Origin of the sequence: Dyadobacter tibetensis Y620-1 (genome assembly GCF_000566685.1) — a bacterium.
Classification (GTDB): domain Bacteria; phylum Bacteroidota; class Bacteroidia; order Cytophagales; family Spirosomataceae; genus Dyadobacter; species Dyadobacter tibetensis.
The window spans coordinates 35,526-54,702 of sequence record NZ_AZQN01000005.1; the positions used below are offsets into that span (position 1 = coordinate 35,526).

Sequence of the window (19,177 nt, forward strand, 5' to 3'; positions counted from 1 at the left end):
AAAATCGTTGAAATGAAAATATTAACTGGAATAAATAATTTGGCACTGAGCCTTGCCTTAATCGGGGCGATGGCCTGCTCTTCGGCACCAGATAATTTGGGTAGCTTAGATCTGAAAGCCTGGCGCTCCGATCGTGGAGGGTGTGAAAATAAACGAAGTTTATTGGTAGAGTCCTTTAAGGAGGAGGAATCTCAATTATTAGGTAAGTTTATTGACGATATCGGAACCCTGTTGGGTCGTCCCGATATTCATCAACTTGGGGAGCGAAACATCAAACTGTATGTGTACTTTCTGGAGGAAGGTCCCCACTGTGACGATATCAAAGTGAAATCAGACGCAAAAAAGGCCATCCTGAAATTTAATGCAGTTGGCCTCCTTACCGAAATTACTTTTCAGAACCGACCCTTGGAGTAAGTCAGTAAATCCAGTTTTATAAATGCAAATTGCGGTATGGAGTGAAGAGAATTAGCTTCTTTTTGCCTGAAATTTATTAATTAATTGTGACCTCAGTATATTCTTTGAATCTAAAGAAAGTAGCGGAGACAAAATTTAGCAAATAGGATTTTTTGATAGTTCAATAATAAGCTTCTGTTGTAAAATTAGTGCAAGTTTTACTTAAAAAGATAACAATTGCTTGAACTGGGCTATTTACTTTTATTTTACTTATATAAATTTTAGTCCGGTTCGGATAGTATTTTTTTTATTTGGCTCAAAAGGGAGCCATTGGCACAAAATTTTTAGAGGAAGGTCTAACCGTTAAATAACTTTTTAAACATTTTAAGATTTCTTATTCCAACCAAGTAGTCTTTTTTTAACTCTAAGTTTTAGCTTTGCCAAGCTTTACACACGAAACAAAATATTAGCGATGAAACCAATATATACTTTAATAGTTGCCCTTTTACTTTTTGGTCTCTGCGTTCTCGAGAAAAGAGCCATGGAAAAAGATACAGTTGGCGATACCCTAGATCCTGCTTTGTCATTGGCAGATACTACAGTGGAGCCTCAGCAACCAGATTCTACCTCGTGGTTAAGAATTCCAGTTCTTGCCAATTTGTTTTAATGTAATTCAAAGCATTTTATTATTGCCTTACCTATACACACACAAGAAAAAAGCGTGCAGCGAGGAAAATTTCCAAGCTACACGCTTTTTTTACGTTCAGTACATATCAATTGAAGAGCGACATGATATCGTCCTGAGTTAACTTCTTAATAAAGCCTGATTCTCCTCCTACTAAGTCTTCTGCAAGATCTTGTTTTCTCTGCTGAAGCAGCAAAATTTTCTCCTCAATCGTGTCTTTACAGATCATTTTATAGGCAAAAACTTTCTTTTGCTGACCTATACGGTGGGTTCTATCAATGGCTTGGCGTTCTACAGCGGGGTTCCACCAAGGATCTACCAGGTACACGTAATCGGCCTCAGTAAGGTTCAGGCCTACGCCACCTGCTTTCAAGCTCATAAGAAACACGCGGCAGGACTGGTCACTCTGGAAACGGTTTACCCGGCTAGCGCGATCGGCTGTCTGGCCATCCAGATACTCATATGGAATACGGACTTTTTCTAAATGCGTTTTGATGAGATCGAGCATACCTAGGAATTGGCTAAAAATAAGAATCTTATGATTCGACGCATTTTCTTCAATCTCCCGTATAATCTCTTCTAACTTCGCCGATTCGCTGCCATGATCTTCATCTCCGGACAAAATGGCCGGAGAGTCACAAATTTGTCGCAGCTTCAAGAGGGCCTCTAATATCAGGAAGCTACTCTTATTGAGACCTTCGGTTGCTAATTTTTCCGCAATTTCTGCCCTATATTTTTCCCGGAACTGGTCATACACTTTCCGCTGTTTCTTGCCCATTTCACAGAAAAGGATCGTTTCCGTTTTATCGGGTAGGTCCGTAGCCACTTCTTCTTTGGTGCGTTTGAGCATAAACGGATATACGAGTCTTCTGAGCTCGTCGGACTTCTCCCGGTCCTGATACTTATCGATAGGGGTTGCGTATTCCGACCTGAAGAAGTCGGCGCTGCCCAGCATACCTGGATTGAGAAATTCGAATTGGGCGTAAAGATCGAAGGTGTTATTCTCTACCGGCGTTCCGGTCATGGTTAGGCGGTTGCCTGCCAACAAGAGCCTGGAGGCCTTGGACGTCAGGGAGTCAGGATTTTTAATAGCCTGTGCCTCGTCAAGAATGATGTAGTGAAATTCGATATTTCGTAGCAACTGTACATCGCTACGCATGGTTCCATAGGTGGTAAGGATGATATCGTATTCGGTAAAAAAATCAATATCCTTACGACGCGTCATACCCCGATGAACGTATAATTTCAGGTCAGGAGTGAATTTTTCAGCCTCCGCCTGCCAGTTAAAAATCAAGGTAGTGGGTACTACCACCAGATTGGTCGCTGTGGGGTGGAGATTCTTCTGCTGCTGCACGAAGGTAAGAATCTGAAGGGTTTTTCCCAGACCCATATCATCGGCTAGACAGCCTCCCCACCGAAACTCATCGAGAAAATTCATCCATTTATAACCTTCTTCCTGATAATGACGCAGGGTAGCGTTAATATTTGCCGGAAGGGCTACGTTAGGAATTTCTTTGAAATTCAGAAGCTTTTGCTTCTTTTCCTGCAATTCTTTCGCAATTTCTTCATCGTCAATTTCAGCAATAAGTGCCTCAATAAGCGAGAAGTGAATTTTTGAAAGATGAATGCCATTCCCATTGACCCGGCCAAACTTGAGAATTGGCTCCAGCTTTTTGATCCATTCTTCGGGTATAACCCCTAAGGTGCCATCCTTTAGCTGAACGAAATTCTGTTTTTTAAGTAGCGCTTTTTTTGCATCACCCATGGATACAGTTTGGTCACCAAAAGTGATCAGTACCTGCATGTCAAACCAGTCGATACCCGAGGTCGCCGTTACCTGCACCTTTCCCCTGTTAGGATTGAAGCGCATTTTCTTAAGCTCCTTAAAGCCCAAAAGGTCGTATTGCTTTTCCTGGACGGCTTCTACGAATTTGTATAGCCAGCCATCTTTCATCACCTGGTCGAAGGGAACGTAGAAAAACGATCCTTCATCTTGAATACCGAAATCTGGATTTAAGGTTTTAATCCAACTCCAGATTTCATTTTCCTGTTTATGGTCACGTTCTAAAACGGTAATTTTTCCATCTTCAAAACCTGTTTGCGTGCGCCTACCATTATAATGAAACTCTAAGTCCTGTTCTTCGTCGTTAGGGTCGTTTTTGTAAACGAAAGCCGGAACTATTAAAAGATTGGCTTCATCTTCTTTTAGGTAAATCTTAGGCTTTTTGAGCTCCAGGGGTTTGCTAAGAATCTCATGCCGCGTCTGGAACATCACATCGAACTGCTGCGCCACCGGGATCACCCATTCGCTCAGGAAGTCTTCTGCATGCTGCTTGCGCACCCTGATTTTATAGCCGTTGGTACGCAGGTAGTGAACCATTTCTGCATCACCAAGACTAGCCCAGCGAAATAATAATTTATTGCGGTAAACGCCTAACCAGAAACTGTCAAAATTGGTTACTTCCTCCAGGTTTTGTGGGGATCCAGGAACGATCTCTACATATGGCTTTAGGGTAACAAATTCGCTGTCTTCTGTTAGGGCGAAGAATAATTTGATAGGCGTACGGTGAAGCGTAATAGCCTCTAACTGATTATTATTGGTAACGTTGTCGTTGTCGGTAATGTATATTTTCTGATCGCCCAGATCATGAAATATTTTCTGAACCTGTTTCCCTGTATAGCTCCGTGCATCAGTCTTTTGCAGGGGGGTAACGTCATTATAGTTTAAAAAGGCATTATAGGTCCAGCCCTTTTTACGAGTAAACTTTTGCAAACCATCTTCAAGCGTCCGGGCAATACGTACCAACCTAGCCTCTCCTTCAGAAAGAACCGGTACCTCGTCGGCGGCGTAATACTGGCTATTCCCACCCGCAATGGTGCGAATGGTCGTCACTTTTTCGTTTTTATCATTGAACTTACCGGAGAATACTCCGAAACCAAAGTCCATCAATTTGTCTATGCCCTTTGGCCAGAAAGAGAAAAAGGTGATTCTATCGTCTTCATCAGAATGATTGTCAGAGCCGGTTACGCTAAACTCTTCCGCTTGGTAGGGGAGTATCTGGTAGCGGAGCTCTGCCCAATCCTGGTATTTTCCGACCTTTTGAATAGAAGGATCAAGGCTGATCAGAACCAAGTCTCCATTATCGTCTATCTTAAAATCGAATTTGTCCTTGATATCATCTTCAAGGTCATAGCCATATTCCTCCAAAAGTTTCGCTTTGTCGGTCGAAAAGTCGCGCATCACTTCGAATGCTCTGTCTCCGAGCTCTTCTCTGATTTTGAGTAGAGCGGCCAATTTGTGCTCACAAAGCGGCACCCAGAGTTCTTGGCCGCAGTTACATGAAGTCTTTAGAATTTTGGTGCCTTTTGGGCGTATCAGACTTACCTGGTAAGGCTTTTCTTCGACTGTCACCTGGCATTCTGCATGCCCTTCGCTGGCAATGGTCACCTCTACATTACCAATTTGATCCCGGCTTTTCCAAGTTTCATCCAAGACCAGATTACGCAGTACATAGTCGCGCAGGTCCGCCATTTCTACCTCAGTATCCTGCATTTCATATACGATTTGCTTGATAATGGGCATCTTATCGAGAATATACAGAATACTGGCGACGCGGTGCTTACATAGCCCCTGACTATTGTCATTACAGGTACATTCTGCAATAATTTGAGGGGTTAAAAAATCCTTTATCTGGATTATAAAGTAGTGAATTGAGTAGTCACTTTTAATCTTAAACTCCGCTGAACCCGATCCAAGGTATTCCAGCTTTGATACTTTAAGTGCCCCACTACTGTAAATCGATCGACCTCTTGAAAGCCGATCCTTATCCGCCCGCCGTATAAGGAAGTCCGACAGCTTTTCCTTCTTTTCGTTTTCCATTTACACAGTTGCCTTTAAAAAATGCAAAAGTACGGCTTGTTTCTGTTTTTTAGAAATGGAAGGGGCATTTATCCATGAAAAAAGTCAGAAACGCCGGGTAATGGCGTTTCTGAAGGAAGAAAGTTAAAATCTTAACCGTTACCCTATTATAATTCCCTAAATAAGTACAATTTCGAAAATTATATTTCTATCCTGCCAAATAGGGTTGGTTGGCCGGTCCTACATACCCTGCTCCTTTTCCACTGTTATAGCAGGCCAGTAGTTCATGCCCAAAATTGGGATAGCAGAGATGGTCGGGTAGGGAGGAGACAGGAATCCATTCAATTGCTAAAGCTGTGGTATGCTCCGGATTTAATTTGGGCACTCCTCCCACAATTTCAACTGAGAACACCATATGCAAGGTCTCCCGGCTGACCTCCGGCCAGATAACTTCCCCGGCGACGAGCAGGTTTTTGACCAGGACCGATACACCCAGTTCCTCTTCCAACTCCCTGATCAGGGCTTTTTCCAATGTCTCGCCTGGATCTGGATTACCCCCTGGCAAGCCAAAAACATCCACGCCCTGGTATTGATAATGCATGGTCAAGACCCTATTGCTTTCTATTATTAATGCCGACGGTCTTACTTTCATAGTGCTGTACGAAATGAATGATATGTTTGCTCTGCTCCTGTGATCAAACAGGTTCTTCTATGACCATTTTTTCTATGAGTAACATAAAAATATGGATTACTTTAATGTGGATCTCCTGAATCCGATCGGCATAGCCGAAATGAGGTACTCTAATTTCGATATCTGCCATACCTGCCAGTTTACCCCCATCCTTGCCACTCAGGATGACGGTTTTCATGCCTTTTCTCTTAGCAGTTTCCACCGCTCTGATGATGTTCGCAGAGTTGCCACTGGTGCTTAGTCCTAGGAAGACGTCTCCAGGGCGACCCAGCCCTTCCAGATATCGGGAAAATATGTATTCGTAGCCGAAATCATTACTTACGCAGCTAATATGACTTACATCTGAGATGGCCATGGCAGGCAGAGCCCTGCGGTTGTCACGGTATCGGCCGGTTAACTCTTCAGCAAAATGCATGGCATCACAGTGAGAGCCCCCGTTACCCGCCGAAATAATTTTCCCTTCTCCCTGAATTGCCTGAGCCATGAGTCGGGCCGCAGCCTCGATCTTCTGGATTTGGACAGGGTCGTTCAAAAACTCGTTTAATACATTTTGAGCCTCTTGTAACTCATGGCCAATGATTTCTTTCAATGACATAACAATCTGTGTTTAGTTCTTTAATGCTTTCAAAACATGAAATTTCTTGCCCGGTCCCCGTTGTTTGGTGACAGTAAATCCCACTTCGCGAAGGGCTCTCTTAACAATTCCTTTGGATGAGTAGGTTACAAGTACGCCACCTTGGCGGGTTTGGGCTGCAATTTTAGAAAAAATTTCTGCCGTCCAAAGCTCAGGTTGAGCCCGGGGGTCGAATGCATCGAAGAATACGACATCATATATGCGCTGATGCTGGTATTCCTGCAAGGTGCTCTTTTCTTTTCGAAATGTAAAATAAGGTGAAATTTCAATGGATTCTCCCCAGCTGCATCGGTGGAGTTCCAGGAAGTCAGGGTGCCCTATGCGTTCTTGATAATTTAAACTAGCGGCTTCTTCTAAAGAGATGGGGAAGGCTTCCACGCTGGTATAATGTACGGGCACCTGGGTTTGCTCTGCACGTTGCCAGGCCAAAAAGGCATTAAGGCCTGTTCCGAAACCCATTTCGAATACCGAGACAGGCAGACCCAGCTCGAGTAGGGGGTTAAGACCGAGATTAAGGTAAATATGCACCGATTCGGTAATGGCTCCCTGTAAGGAGTGATATTGTTGGTGAAATAATGGGCTCATCAGGGAGTGAGAACCATCTTCAGTGATAATCAGGCGTTCCAAGAGTTCAAAAAGTGATTTGCCTAAAAGTAGTTAAATCATTCTTTTTAGCGTCATTCTGGTAAAGAAAATATCACCGTTCCGTTTTACAAGCAGGTCTATACTACGTCCATCGCCCCTCTGCATAAGTTTGTAAATTTCACTTATGTTAATGTCCGAGGCCGAGTGGTCATCAAAGAACAGGATCTGGTCACCAGGTTGTAGGCCTGCTGAAGAAGCGGGAGAGTTTTTGGCTACATGATGTACATAATAGTTGCGAAGTTTGCTGCCTTCCGCGACGATTTCCATTCCACTCATATCGTGTTCAAACTTTTCTTTCATTTTACTCCGGATGGGCTTTAGTACCATATAGCCCTCCTTGTAGTTCATGGTAATTTTGAACCTACGAAGCAGCTCACAGCCAATATTGCCCTGACGATCGGCGCTGTTATGAAGTTTGGAGGCGAATGCCACACTATCCGGAAAGGAAGCCACAATATTATCGATCTCGTATTTTCCAAGACGAATTCGCTCAACCCGGCCCAGATTTCCATTAATTACCCCATTAAGTCCACGGCCAAGCTGGGCTCGAATGACTTTGTCGGGCAAGCGTAAGGTTTCGTTGGGGCTGTTGTTGACCAGTAGAGCATGGCCTGCGCCCGTGTCGATCAGGACCCTGATGGGACGCTCTCTGCCATCGGCAAAGAGGGTGACAGCATCGGTAAAGGGCTTGGTATTTTCTACTATCAAAGGATACTTCTCGCCTTTGGAGCGCTTGTATTTGTAATGGCCATGTTGGGTAAGTAGCAGTTCTCTTTTGGCAAAGTCGATGGTAACCACGAAGTTATTGAATATATCATACCCAAAGATGCCATGGATCGGAACTCCTACATACTCGGATAGACGTAGGAAATCTTGTTCGAGGACGACAATATTCTGGTGATTTCCCCGGAGTTTGCCCATTACAATATTATTATCAATGGCCACATGCGCCGAAATTCTTTCACCTTCTCCTGCGCCCGCCAAGCTGACCGTCCGGGTAAGTTGAAGCCTGTCGGGTTTCAGTATTTCAGGATCTGTCACGATAATGGAGCTTACACCAGTATCCAAGATGAAACGTAAGGAGTCAGTATTATTGATTTTGAGATAGAGTAATATCAAATTGGAGTGCAGCTCAAAAGGAATGCGCACCTGTTTTCTATCCTTTTCCAAAAAGTAACCATATTTCTCTTCCGAAACCTTTGGGCTCGTTTCCGAAGCGAGAGCCCTAAAGCTCAAAGTGCCCAATAAAATGGCCAGCCAGAATCGTAAATAAGTTCTCATTGCGTTCTGCTTTCGAAGATATTTATCATGAGGTGGCTTTTCGACAAATCCCCACATGGTCGAAAGCCTTCTAAGACCATGGGTTTCCAGAGTAATTGCTGATCAATTTGTTATCAAGGTAAATTTAACCCTTTCCTTCTATTTTAAACACAAAAATTTCTTTAAAAGTGCAAGTTTTTTTAGGAAATTCTCTAATGGAAAATTTAAATAAGGTATCTCATGAAATTATGATAATTTTGTTGTGTCAAATGAGATTTTACTACAATAAAATTAAAATATGCGAAATAAGATAGTTGCCGGAAACTGGAAGATGAATAAGACGATGGATGAGGCTGTGGCCTTAACATCGGAAATTGTTAATATGGCTAAAGATGAAGTGAGCAACGATGCCAAGGTAATTCTTTGTCCCCCTGCCTTATATCTGACCACCATTCAGAAGTACATAGCAGATGCTCCCAATTTTGCAGTAGCTGCGCAGAATCTTTCTGACAAGCTGTCGGGAGCCTTTACAGGCGAAATTTCGGCCCCCATGCTACAATCCATAGGGGTTAAGTATGTCTTGATCGGGCATAGTGAACGCCGCCAGTATTTTAATGAAACCAATGCGATGTTAGCCGAGAAGGTAAATGTGGCCCTAGCACATGATATTGCTCCCATTTTTTGCTGTGGAGAATCCCTGGAACAACGCCAGAATGAAGATTATATTGGTTTTGTAAAAAACCAGATAACGGAAAGCCTTTTTCATTTATCGGCTGAGCAAATGCGGTCGGTAGTGATTGCTTATGAGCCAATCTGGGCCATTGGTACCGGACTTACCGCTTCAGCTGAGCAGGCTCAGGAGATGCATGCCGCCTTACGGGCACATCTTGCCGACAAATATGGAGCAGAAGTGGCCGAGCAAACTTCTATTCTTTATGGAGGTAGTGTGTCGGCAGCAAGTGCTCCCGAACTTTTTGCTTCGGCCGATATCGATGGTGGTCTGGTAGGTGGAGCCTCTTTGAAATCCCGGGAATTTACGGAAATTATTAAGGCTAGATAGGTTCTCTTCGATAACTTGATATCAAAAACGCCGGAAGGGGCTCGAACAGAGCCTTCCGGCGTTTTTGATTATTTAAAATGGCCTTATCGTATCCAGTTTTGGAAATAGGTCATCTTATGGGCTAAAAAGGAAATTCCAAACCCCCAGATAATGGCGCTAATGGCCATCCAAATGAAAATGGAGTTTCTGGGTACTTTAAAACCTACGGCCAAAAGGGGCCCAAAAATCGGGGTGAACAGAGGAGGCGTTAAAAATGCGATTCCAATGATCCCAAATTTTTTCCAGATGCGTACCGCCATCCGGTTCGACTTGGTAAAGCGTTTGCTTGGAGTTTTGCGGTAAGCGTTTATTTTCTTTTGCACCCACTTCCCAACATAAGTCAGGAAAAACACCATGGCCATCATGCCGGTGGCCGAGGCTAGGGCCGTTTCAATCCAATTGAGCTCCAAGACCACGCCGGTAATGGGGCCGCCAAAAAATTTGAGTGCACTAGCGAAAGCTACAGACAGATACTTGACAATTTCACTTTTCATGACTCTAATTTAGCTAGAAATGCCCGACAAGGTCAATCGCCTTGTGGCTGCATCAGTCTCTATATAATCTTCCAGAGCCGGGTTTTTGATAAAGGGTACCTTAGCAATTGCCTCAATGATAAGATCGGAAATTTCCAGGAATCCGACTCTGTCTTTTAAGAACGCATCCACAGCAATTTCGTTCGCGGCATTGACTATACATGCTAAATTTCCTCCTTTTCGCAAGGCTTCATAAGCCAGCCCCAGGTTGCGGAAGGTGTTTAGGTCAGGTTGCTCAAAGGTAAGTTCGGGATACTCCATAAAATTGAATCTGGGGAAATCGGACTTGATACGTCTGGGGTACCCTAGAGCATACTGAATTGGTAGCTTCATATCGGGTAATCCCATCTGCGCTTTGATGCTCCCATCTTCGAACTGAACCATGGAATGAATAATACTCTGCGGGTGAACCACCACGTCGATTTGGTCCGCTTGAAGGTCAAAAAGCCATTTGGCTTCAATTACTTCCAATCCTTTGTTCATGAGCGTGGCCGAGTCAATCGTAATTTTAGCACCCATTGTCCAATTAGGATGTTTCAGTGCTTGCTCTTTAGTTACCTTCGATAAAAAATCCTTATCCTTCCCTCTGAACGGTCCGCCCGAAGCGGTAAGTATAATTTTTTCAATTGAATTTTCAGTTTCACCTACCAAGCATTGAAAAATGGCCGAGTGCTCCGAGTCCACGGGCAATATGATCACCTTTTTCTTCCGGGCTAACGAGGTTATTAATTCTCCGGCCACCACCAATGTTTCCTTATTGGCCAAGGCGATGGATTTTCCCGCTTCTATGGCCTTGATGGTTGGCAGCAAACCTGCATAGCCTACCATAGCTGTGAGCACTATATCTACTTCAGGATATTCCACCACTTCTGTGAGTGCCTCAGTTCCACATAGCACTTTAACAGGCAGTCCAGACAAGCCCTTTAGAACAGTTTGATAAGCTTCTTCCTTTCCGATCACCACTGTATTGGGCATAAATGCCCTTGCCTGGGCAATAAGCAATGGGGCATTGGCCTGAGCCGTTAGTACTTCCACCCGGAAGAGACCGGGGTTGGCAGCGATAACTTCCAGTGCTTGAGTGCCAATGGAGCCGGTAGATCCCAAAATGGCGATTCCTTTTTTATTCATGTCTTTCCTGGGCTGTAGAGCCGGATTAAAGGCGCTGTAAACTTGTTTGCGCGGTAAAAGAAGATGATGTTGTTTTATTGAATGCTGCCTATGCGTGACAGTTCGTCGGCAATGATGCGGTCGTTGGCTAGGCGTGGGACCTTGTTTTGGCCACCCAGCTTACCCTTAGAGCGCATATAATCAATAAAGCTATGGGGCCGTAATGGTCGTAAAACCAATGGTCTTAATATATTGCCCGTAATCAGGTCTTGGTAATAAACATTTAACTCTGTTAGACGGCGGTCGAGATCGGCTGAAAATTGGTCCATATTAATTGGAGCTTGTGCGAATTCTATAAGCCACTCGTGATAGGGCAATCCTCCTTGCTTAGGGCTAACCATGGGGGCTACGGTAAATTCGGTAACCTCTACTTCAGGATGTCTTTCCATCGCATAAAGAAGTGCTTTTTCAATTTCTTCGCCGATTACGTGTTCTCCAAAGGCCGAAATGAAATGCTTGATGCGTCCCGTTACGATAATGCGGTATGGGTCGGTAGAAACGAATTTGACGGTGTCTCCAATAGAATACCCCCATAAGCCTGCATTGCTGTTGATGACTAAGGCGTAATTCTTTCCCGTTTCCACCTCTCCAATGGAGAGACGTTTGGGTTTTTCGTCGAAATAGGATTCCACAGGAATAAACTCATAGAAAATACCCGTGTTCAGCAACAGAAGCATCCCTTGCTCATTTTGAGCGTCTTGATAGGCAATAAAGCCCTCAGAAGCGGGGTAAAGTTCTATGGAATCAATAGGCCGCCCAATGGACTCTGTCAATTTGGCCCGATAGGGTTCAAAGTTGACACCCCCATAAATAAATAAGGAAAAATCGGGAAATACATCTTTGATAGGGCGGCCGGTTCGGGCAATAATCCGATCGAAATACATCTGCACCCAGGGTGGGATTCCCGATATCAGAGACAGGGGCTGTCCTAGTGTTTCATCAATAATTTTTTCTAATTTGGTTTCCCAGTCTTCAATACAATTGGTGTCGTAGCTGGGCAGTTGGTTCGATTTCAGGTAGGCAGGGACATGATGGTTCGAAATGCCCGACAGGCGTCCCGTAAGCACGCCTCCTGTGTCTGTCAGCACAGGGCTTCCAGAAAGGAATATCAGTTTTTTGTCTAGAAAAGCCGATTTTTTCGTTTCATGCACATAGTTAAGAATCGCATTTCGCGCCGAGTCGATATGGTTAGAAATGGAGTCATGAGTGATAGGGATGTATTTGGTTCCGGAAGTGGTACCTGAGGTTTTGGCAAAATACAAGGGTTTGCCTGGCCAGAGGATGTCAGAAGCGCCGTCTTTGATCAGCGCTATATAGTCTTTTAGGTCTTCATAGTCGTGGATGGGGACGGCCTCCTTAAAGTCCTCATAGTTTTTTACATCTCGAAGGAAATGATCTTGGCCAAACTTCGTTTTAATACTGGTTTGCACCAGTTTCTGCATCCAGTCGTGCTGAACTTGAATGCTGTTAGCGATCCATTTACGCTGTTGATTTACGATATATTGAGCCAGTGGCTGGCTTAAAAGTGCTCTGATTCCCATAGTACAAACAAAGGTACGCAGGTTTTACAAATTCTAAGAAATGCAGGGGTGAAGGAACGTCAGAAATTGTGATTCAAACCTGTGATGCTAAATTTTTTAAATGCCTTTGTTTGTGGGTAATAATCTGTAATTTTGCGTACTTTTTAATCTTGACTAGTTAAAATATTTACTATATATATGGGATTGTTTGATTTTTTGACGAGTGATATAGCAATAGACCTTGGAACGGCTAATACACTTATCATTTATAAAGATACGGTTGTGGTGGATGAGCCATCGATCATTGCCATGGATAAAACCACAGGCAAAGTATTGGCAATAGGCCACACCGCCATGCAGATGCATGAGAAGACCAATGAGAATATAAAAACAATCCGCCCCCTTAAAGATGGGGTTATCGCCGATTTTACCGCTGCAGAAATGATGATCCGAGGATTGATCAAGATGATCGATACCGGAAGCAGGTTTTTTACCCCGTCACATCGTATGGTTGTCTGTATTCCATCAGGAATTACTGAGGTTGAAAAACGTGCGGTGAAGGATTCTTGTGAACATGCTGGTGCCAAGGAAGTGTATATGGTTCATGAGCCTATAGCTGCTGCGATCGGTATTGGCATAGACATTACACAGCCCAACGGTGTCATGATCGTTGATATCGGGGGGGGAACGACAGAGATTGCCGTGATAGCCCTGTCTGGAATCGTTTGTGAGCAGTCGGTTCGGATAGCCGGTGATGTTTTCACCCGAGATATCGTAGATTATATGCGTCGGGAGCACAACCTGTTGATTGGTGAGCGATCGGCAGAATTAATTAAAATGGCCATAGGTTCGGCTTCCCCAGAGCTGGAAGTCCCATTGGAAGATTATCTGATCAGAGGGCGGGATTTGATGACTGGAATTCCCAAGGAAATCCGGGTTACCTATAGCGAAATTGCCTATTCTCTAGATAAATCAATTTCCAAAATTGAAGAAGGCGTGATGAAAGCATTGGAAATAGCCCCTCCTGAGCTTTCTGCAGATATTTTTAAAAATGGTATCTACCTGACTGGTGGAGGAGCCCTTATCCACGGCTTGGACCGTCGTATCGCCCAAAAAACCAAACTTCCGGTACATATTGCCGAAGACCCATTAAAGGCGGTTGTGCGTGGTACTGGAGAGGTTCTGAAAAATCTTGAATTGTACAAACCTGTTTTAATATCGTAATACTGGATTGTTCAGGGGAATACAGAAGGTAAATCGCCTTCTGTGTTCCTGCATGGATCTGATTAGCACATGCTCCAACTCGTTGATTTCGTTGTTAGGAATCGGTTTTTCTTGGTATTCGTATTGCTAGAAATTCTTAGCATGTGGCTGGTTGTGCGCAGTAATAATTATTGGGGAGCTACCTACTTCAATACAGCCAACTATTATGTTGCCAAGGCCCTGACCATCTCTAACGATGCCCGGGAATATACCCGTCTGGGAGATATTAATAGTAACCTCGCTCACGAAAATGCCCAGCTAAGGGCCATGCTCACCGACTTGCAACAACAGAGTCCTCCTAACGCCCCTGCGGGTTACCTGCCCGACTCTGGTTTTGCCGAGCGGTTTACATACAGCGTAGCCAAGGTGGTAGATAATGAAACACATTATCAGAACAACTTCATTACTATAGATAAGGGTACTAAGGACGGTATTGCTCCGGGAATGGGGGTGATATCGGCCACGGGGGTAGTGGGAAAGGTAAGGGTATGTTCAGAGAACTATTCTATTGTCACTTCCATTCTGCACTCCCAGTTTATGGTTTCCACCAAGCTGCTGCGAAGCAACGAGATAGGCTATGCTAAATGGCCAGGCAAAAATCCAAATGAGATAGATTTGGTGGACGTTTCTAAATACACCAAAATCATAAAAGGTGATTCTGCTGTGACTTCCGACCAAAATGCTGTATTCCCACCAGGAATTATGGTAGGTCGGGTAAAGTCCTTAGAAGTCAATCAGAACCAGACATTTTACAATATTGTCCTCGATCTGGCAACGGACTTCCCCAATTTGTCATATGTGTATGTGGTAAAAAATAATCAACTTGAGGAACAACAGGGACTTAGAAACAGTATCGAACAAGCCAAATGAATTTACGCCAAACCATACAAGCCATTCAACTGGTAGTGATCTATCTGGTGCTGCAAATATTTTTTATGCGCAATCTGGTTCTGTTCAATTATGCCTTTAGTTTTATTTATATTGGGATCATTCTGTTACTCCCAGTAGAAACGGATCGCCTGTATGTATTACTAATCGGATTTTTGGTGGGTATAACCGTCGATATATTTTCCAATACCCTTGGTATGCATGCGGCAGCTACAGTGCTGGTGGCCTATATACGTCCCTTTTTACTGCACTATCAGATGGAAGCTAAAGGGGTAGATCGGCTCGAAATTGGGATTCGTGCCCAAGGATTCATGTCCTTCCTTGCATATTTATTTCCTTTAATCCTGATCCATAGCAGCGTCCTTTTCCTGCTGGAAATGAACAACATCAATATGATCCTTTATTCTTTAATGCGAATAGGGGCGACTTCCTTACTTACAATCGTATTTATATTAATACTGGAACTATTTTCTAAACGTTAATATGACATTATGGCGGTGCCTGTAAGCTATGGCTCGATGTTTGATGTATATACACGTAATTGTTGCTGAAGTGGGTGTATCTTACTCATCATCAAATTCCGACGGACAAACCGCCAGGCGAACCATTTATCAATTTTAAGATTGTATGGTTTGGAGCTGTTATTAATCTTTGTAAATTCAGCATTTCTATGATCGTTGCCATGTCAGAAACACTCGCGAAAAATGAAAATACGGATGATCTACGTTACGATATCTTCAACCGTGAATTCATGCCTCATATTGACTCCATGTATAACTTCGCCTTTCGTCTTACCATGGACGAAGACGACGCTAACGACTTGGTGCAAGACACTTATCTGAAAGCATTTCGTTTTATAAAGTCTTTTGAACAGGGTACCAACGCCAAAGCTTGGTTGTTCCGTATTCTTAAAAATAGCTTTATTAACGATTACCGGAAGAAAAGTAAGGAGCCTTCTAAAGTAGATTACCAGGAGGTGGAGACTACCTACAACTCAGAAGAGGCCTCGGACACCACCTACACGGTAGATTTGCGTGCCGATGCCGTGCAGGAACTCATAGGAGATGAGGTGGCGAATGCTTTAAATGCCCTGCCAGTAGATTTCCGGACCGTTATCATCCTTTGTGACATTGAGGGCTTTACCTACGAGGAGATGGCTAAAATTCTCGACATCCCCATAGGAACCGTGCGCTCCAGACTACACCGAGCGCGTAACTTGCTGAAAGAAAAACTGAGAAGCTATGCCAATACCATGGGATATGATTCATAAGTTTTGAAACTTTTTGTGTAAGCAATTCGGTTATAGGGTACAAGCGTGCATATATACCATTATTTTTATCCTATTGTGATGAACGAGTCAATCAAAACGCCTTCGGTGACAGACGAAGCGCATACCCCCCAGATGAAGACCAAATGTGAGCATCATGCCGAGTGCATGAAAGTCATACAGGCTATTTTGGACGATCAGGCCACAGAGGCGGAAAAGGATCATTTCAGGGAAAATATCGATAAATGCATTCCCTGTATTGAGTCTTACAACCTGGAAAAATGTATCAAGGCTTCCTTGGTAGAAAAGGTTCAAAAGAAACCTTGTCCGAAAAATATATTAAATACAATTATTTCTAAAATAAACAGCTAAGACTGTTCGCGTGAAAGGTAAGCTCATCATTTTTTCTGCCCCTTCCGGTTCCGGAAAGACGACGGTAGTCCGTCATTTATTAAACAAGTTTCCTGACTTATTAGCCTTTTCAGTTTCGGCGGCCACACGCCCGAAACGCGATCATGAAATTGATGGAAAAGACTATTATTTCATTCAAAAACACGATTTCAGAGCCAAGATAGGCCAGAATGAATTTGCCGAGTGGGAGGAAGTATATGCCGGGAATTATTATGGTACTTACAAAGCTGAGATAGAGCGAATCTGGGCCGAAGGAAAACATGTTCTTTTCGATGTAGACGTAAAAGGAGGCCTGAAAATAAAAGAAACGTATCGGGACAATGCCCTGGCAATTTTCGTGAAAGTATCCTCCGAAGAAGAGATTATTAGGAGACTCAGTGGCAGAGGTACCGAAGATGAAAAATCTCTGGAAACCCGACTGGGAAAGGTTCGTTATGAATTAAGCTTCGAAGACAAATTTGATGTCGTGCTGATGAACGACGACTTAGAGAAGGCCTTGCAGGAGGCAGAATCGCTCGTTCTGGACTTCGTCGGAGCTTCAGCAGAACAATAATCTCTTTTAAGCATGAAAATTGGGCTTTTCTTCGGATCCTTTAACCCCATTCATATGGGGCATTTGATTATCGCCAATACTATGGCCACTTCCACTGACCTGGAGCAGGTATGGTTTGTAGTGAGTCCTCAGAATCCTTTCAAAAAAAGCAATACACTCCTTCATGAATTCGATCGGTTCGATCTGGTATCCAGGGCTATAGATGACAACCCCATTCTGAAAGCCTCCGATGTAGAGTTTCGGATGCCTAAACCCAGCTTTACGATCGATACCCTGGTACGCATCCAGGAAAAGTATCCCCAGCATGAGTTCCGGCTTATTATGGGTGAAGACAATCTTGCCCAACTTCCTAAATGGAAGAACTATGAAAAAATTCTGGAGTATGTAGGCATCTACGTTTACCCGCGGCCCAATTCCCGCCCGCATGAATTTAAGAATCATCCGGCCATACAATTTGTCGAGGCCCCATTACTCGATATTTCCGCAACATATATCAGGCAACAGGTCCAGGCAGGGAAATCCATAAGATATGTAGTTCCGGAGGCCGTTGAACAATTGATTCGGTTAAAGAAATTTTATCTATAGTCTTTTAGTCCGGAGAAATCCGCAACTACCGCCTTTTTAACGAGGATTTTCGCCCCTCCTATTTTTTTATAAGTGCAAAATTCCTTCTTTTCCCAGAGCTGGAATCGAAATGATATGCTCCTCGATAATGCTGTCAGGAACAAATATAAACTTCTTGTCGAAAATTTGTGAGTCTATAAAAAAGCTGACCCAGTACTGATTGTACATATGAAAAACTTCTTCCATAATCGGCTCGATCAGCACATGCTGCCCGGGTAGTATCTCTGGAAAGTAGTGCCGTAAAGTCGAAGTTTTTTGCTGTTCATGATCGCCCGATTCGCTGCTGTTGTATCCTTGTGAGGTAATGAAAACATTGCTGATGGGAATATCTTTTTGGTTGATAAGCAGCACATCCCAGTTAGCCTGGTTTTCTTCATTGAAGCTTCGTACGATAGCTACTTGTATTCCCTCGACAGGATGGAAAGGTATGTCTTTTTTCATGATACGTTGGTGTCGGAATTATCCCATTCCATTTCGAAAAGTAGAGCTAGTTTTGTTTTAAGTATTTCTGCAATTTCAGCCATAGGAACCTCTCGATTCAATTCCTGGCGAACGGAGGTAACTGCCTTGTCGGCGATTCCGCAGGGTACAATATTGCCAAAATAAGATAGGTCCGTATTAACGTTAAGTGCTAAACCGTGCATGGTTACCCATCTGCTGGACTTTACCCCCAGTGCACAGATCTTACGGGGATTTCGTTGCGCAACGGCATCTATCCATACACCAGTAAGTCCTGGAATACGGCCAGCTTCTAGTCCATATTCCGCCAGAGTCTGAATGACCGCCTCCTCCAGGAAGCGCATGTAGCGATGAATATCGGTAAAGAAATTATCCAAATCCAGTATGGGGTAGGCAATCAACTGGCCAGGGCCGTGATAGGTAATGTCGCCTCCTCGGTTTATTTTGTAAAAAACAGCATCTTTCTCGGCCAGGCGCAAAGGGTCCAATAGAAGATGGTCCGGTTTACCACTCTTTCCCAACGTGTAAACATGTGGGTGCTGACAAAATAGCAGATGATTGGGTGTCGGTACCTGCTCGTTGGACTCACGACTCCTATTTTGGGTCTTTATGGCAATGGTTTGGGCAAATAAAGCTTCCTGATAATCCCATGCCTGTTGATAGTCCATCAGGCCCAAATCATCAAATGTTACTTTTTTATTGATCACCGTATTCATTTATAGACAACTGGCGGTATTCGCTCTTCTGAGTTGGATATTAAAGTATAAAAATTTTTCAAAGTTAACAGGCAGGGGCATTAATATCTAATTTTAATTCCTTCTTATGGCAACACATAACGACACGGGGCATTGGGGAGAGGACCGCGCCGCGGAATATCTGATAGAGCGGGGCTATCAAATATTAGAGAAAAACTTTAAGGATCAGCATCGGGAGATTGACCTGATTGTCACAAAAGATAAAATGCTGGTTTTTGTTGAAGTCAAAACCCGTAGCGGAACGGGATTTGGCCTTCCCGAAGAGTTTGTTAACTATACTAAGGCTCAGCTGATTAAAAAAGCGGCAGAAAATTACATCTATCAGGTCGATTGGCAGCATGACATCCGCTTTGATATCATTGCCATCCTGATACTTCCCAATGGCCATATGGACATCCGCCATGTAGAGGACGCGTTTTATTAGGGGTAGTTCTCATAAGCCGGAAACCTAAAGTTGGTAGAATTTTCCAA

At 43.7% G+C, this 19,177-nt stretch carries 21 protein-coding genes; 11 read left to right on the forward strand and 10 right to left on the reverse strand.

The features are described 5' to 3' along the window. Positions 1–12 precede the first annotated feature (12 nt). Positions 13–414, forward strand: coding sequence for a hypothetical protein (locus tag X939_RS0114575; protein WP_229236067.1), 402 nt, complete (start codon positions 13–15; stop codon positions 412–414). Positions 415–865: 451 nt separating this feature from the next. Continuing rightward, on the forward strand, positions 866–1,060 hold the full coding sequence (locus X939_RS0114580; protein WP_025764024.1) for a hypothetical protein: 195 nt from the start codon (positions 866–868) through the stop codon (positions 1,058–1,060). A gap of 106 nt (positions 1,061–1,166) precedes the next feature. Here X939_RS0114580 and X939_RS0114585 read toward each other — a convergent pair whose 3' ends face one another. From X939_RS0114585 to X939_RS0114605, 5 genes are all read right to left on the reverse strand, one after another. Then, on the reverse strand, positions 1,167–4,958 hold the full coding sequence (locus tag X939_RS0114585; RefSeq protein ID WP_025764025.1) for an SNF2-related protein: 3,792 nt from the start codon (positions 4,956–4,958) through the stop codon (positions 1,167–1,169). 187 nt (positions 4,959–5,145) lie between these two features. Further along, positions 5,146–5,589, reverse strand: a complete 444-nt coding sequence (locus X939_RS0114590; protein WP_025764026.1) for an NUDIX domain-containing protein — start codon at positions 5,587–5,589, stop codon at positions 5,146–5,148. A 43-nt stretch (positions 5,590–5,632) separates the two neighbouring features. Next, positions 5,633–6,223 (reverse strand): D-sedoheptulose 7-phosphate isomerase, encoded by a 591-nt coding sequence (gene lpcA, locus X939_RS0114595; protein WP_044199615.1) that lies wholly within the window; start codon positions 6,221–6,223, stop codon positions 5,633–5,635. A 12-nt stretch (positions 6,224–6,235) separates the two neighbouring features. Then, positions 6,236–6,889, reverse strand: a complete 654-nt coding sequence (gene mnmC2, locus X939_RS0114600) for a tRNA (5-methylaminomethyl-2-thiouridine)(34)-methyltransferase MnmC2 (RefSeq protein WP_025764028.1) — start codon at positions 6,887–6,889, stop codon at positions 6,236–6,238. Positions 6,890–6,919: 30 nt separating this feature from the next. Next, positions 6,920–8,188, reverse strand: a complete 1,269-nt coding sequence (locus X939_RS0114605; RefSeq protein ID WP_025764029.1) for an aspartyl protease family protein — start codon at positions 8,186–8,188, stop codon at positions 6,920–6,922. Positions 8,189–8,465: 277 nt separating this feature from the next. On the opposite strand from X939_RS0114605, the gene tpiA reads away from it, so the two are divergent. After that, a complete protein-coding gene (tpiA, locus tag X939_RS0114615; protein ID WP_025764030.1) occupies positions 8,466–9,227 on the forward strand; it encodes a triose-phosphate isomerase in 762 nt (253 codons plus the stop codon). Positions 9,228–9,310: 83 nt separating this feature from the next. Here the strand turns inward: tpiA and X939_RS0114620 are convergent, their stop codons facing one another. The 3 genes from X939_RS0114620 to X939_RS0114630 form a co-directional block, all read right to left on the reverse strand. Continuing rightward, positions 9,311–9,760, reverse strand: a complete 450-nt coding sequence (locus X939_RS0114620) for a hypothetical protein (protein WP_025764031.1) — start codon at positions 9,758–9,760, stop codon at positions 9,311–9,313. A gap of 9 nt (positions 9,761–9,769) precedes the next feature. Then, on the reverse strand, positions 9,770–10,927 hold the full coding sequence (locus X939_RS0114625; RefSeq protein ID WP_025764032.1) for a 1-deoxy-D-xylulose-5-phosphate reductoisomerase: 1,158 nt from the start codon (positions 10,925–10,927) through the stop codon (positions 9,770–9,772). 74 nt (positions 10,928–11,001) lie between these two features. After that, positions 11,002–12,507, reverse strand: coding sequence for a GH3 auxin-responsive promoter family protein (locus X939_RS0114630; protein WP_025764034.1), 1,506 nt, complete (start codon positions 12,505–12,507; stop codon positions 11,002–11,004). 177 nt (positions 12,508–12,684) lie between these two features. Here X939_RS0114630 and X939_RS0114635 point away from each other — a divergent pair, with 177 nt between their 5' ends. The 7 genes from X939_RS0114635 (at position 12,685) to nadD (ending at position 17,453) form a co-directional block, all read left to right on the forward strand. Beyond that, positions 12,685–13,710: a rod shape-determining protein gene (locus X939_RS0114635; protein ID WP_025764035.1), complete on the forward strand. Its 1,026-nt coding sequence runs from the start codon at positions 12,685–12,687 to the stop codon at positions 13,708–13,710. Between the two features lie 69 nt (positions 13,711–13,779). Then, complete coding sequence (mreC, locus tag X939_RS0114640) at positions 13,780–14,619, forward strand: rod shape-determining protein MreC (protein WP_025764037.1); 840 nt, start codon at positions 13,780–13,782, stop codon at positions 14,617–14,619. Next, on the forward strand, positions 14,616–15,119 hold the full coding sequence (locus X939_RS0114645; protein WP_025764038.1) for a hypothetical protein: 504 nt from the start codon (positions 14,616–14,618) through the stop codon (positions 15,117–15,119). Before mreC ends, X939_RS0114645 begins: the two co-directional genes overlap by 4 nt. 200 nt (positions 15,120–15,319) lie before the next feature. Next, positions 15,320–15,907, forward strand: coding sequence for a sigma-70 family RNA polymerase sigma factor (locus X939_RS0114650; RefSeq protein WP_229236068.1), 588 nt, complete (start codon positions 15,320–15,322; stop codon positions 15,905–15,907). 78 nt (positions 15,908–15,985) lie between these two features. After that, a complete protein-coding gene (locus X939_RS0114655) occupies positions 15,986–16,276 on the forward strand; it encodes a phosphohydrolase (protein WP_052353474.1) in 291 nt (96 codons plus the stop codon). Positions 16,277–16,286: 10 nt separating this feature from the next. Further along, positions 16,287–16,868 carry a guanylate kinase gene (gmk, locus tag X939_RS0114660; RefSeq protein WP_025764041.1) on the forward strand — a complete coding sequence of 194 codons (582 nt, stop codon included), beginning with the start codon at positions 16,287–16,289 and terminating at the stop codon, positions 16,866–16,868. A gap of 12 nt (positions 16,869–16,880) precedes the next feature. Beyond that, positions 16,881–17,453 carry a nicotinate (nicotinamide) nucleotide adenylyltransferase gene (gene nadD, locus X939_RS0114665; protein ID WP_025764042.1) on the forward strand — a complete coding sequence of 191 codons (573 nt, stop codon included), beginning with the start codon at positions 16,881–16,883 and terminating at the stop codon, positions 17,451–17,453. 66 nt (positions 17,454–17,519) lie between these two features. On the opposite strand, the gene X939_RS0114670 is transcribed toward nadD, so the two are convergent. Then, positions 17,520–17,933 (reverse strand): hypothetical protein, encoded by a 414-nt coding sequence (locus X939_RS0114670; protein ID WP_025764043.1) that lies wholly within the window; start codon positions 17,931–17,933, stop codon positions 17,520–17,522. Further along, positions 17,930–18,667 (reverse strand): lipoyl(octanoyl) transferase LipB, encoded by a 738-nt coding sequence (lipB, locus tag X939_RS0114675; protein WP_025764044.1) that lies wholly within the window; start codon positions 18,665–18,667, stop codon positions 17,930–17,932. Before lipB ends, X939_RS0114670 begins: the two co-directional genes overlap by 4 nt. Positions 18,668–18,773: 106 nt before the next feature. On the opposite strand from lipB, the gene X939_RS0114680 reads away from it, so the two are divergent. Next, a complete protein-coding gene (locus X939_RS0114680; protein WP_025764045.1) occupies positions 18,774–19,130 on the forward strand; it encodes a YraN family protein in 357 nt (118 codons plus the stop codon). The last annotated feature ends 47 nt before the right edge of the window (positions 19,131–19,177 follow it).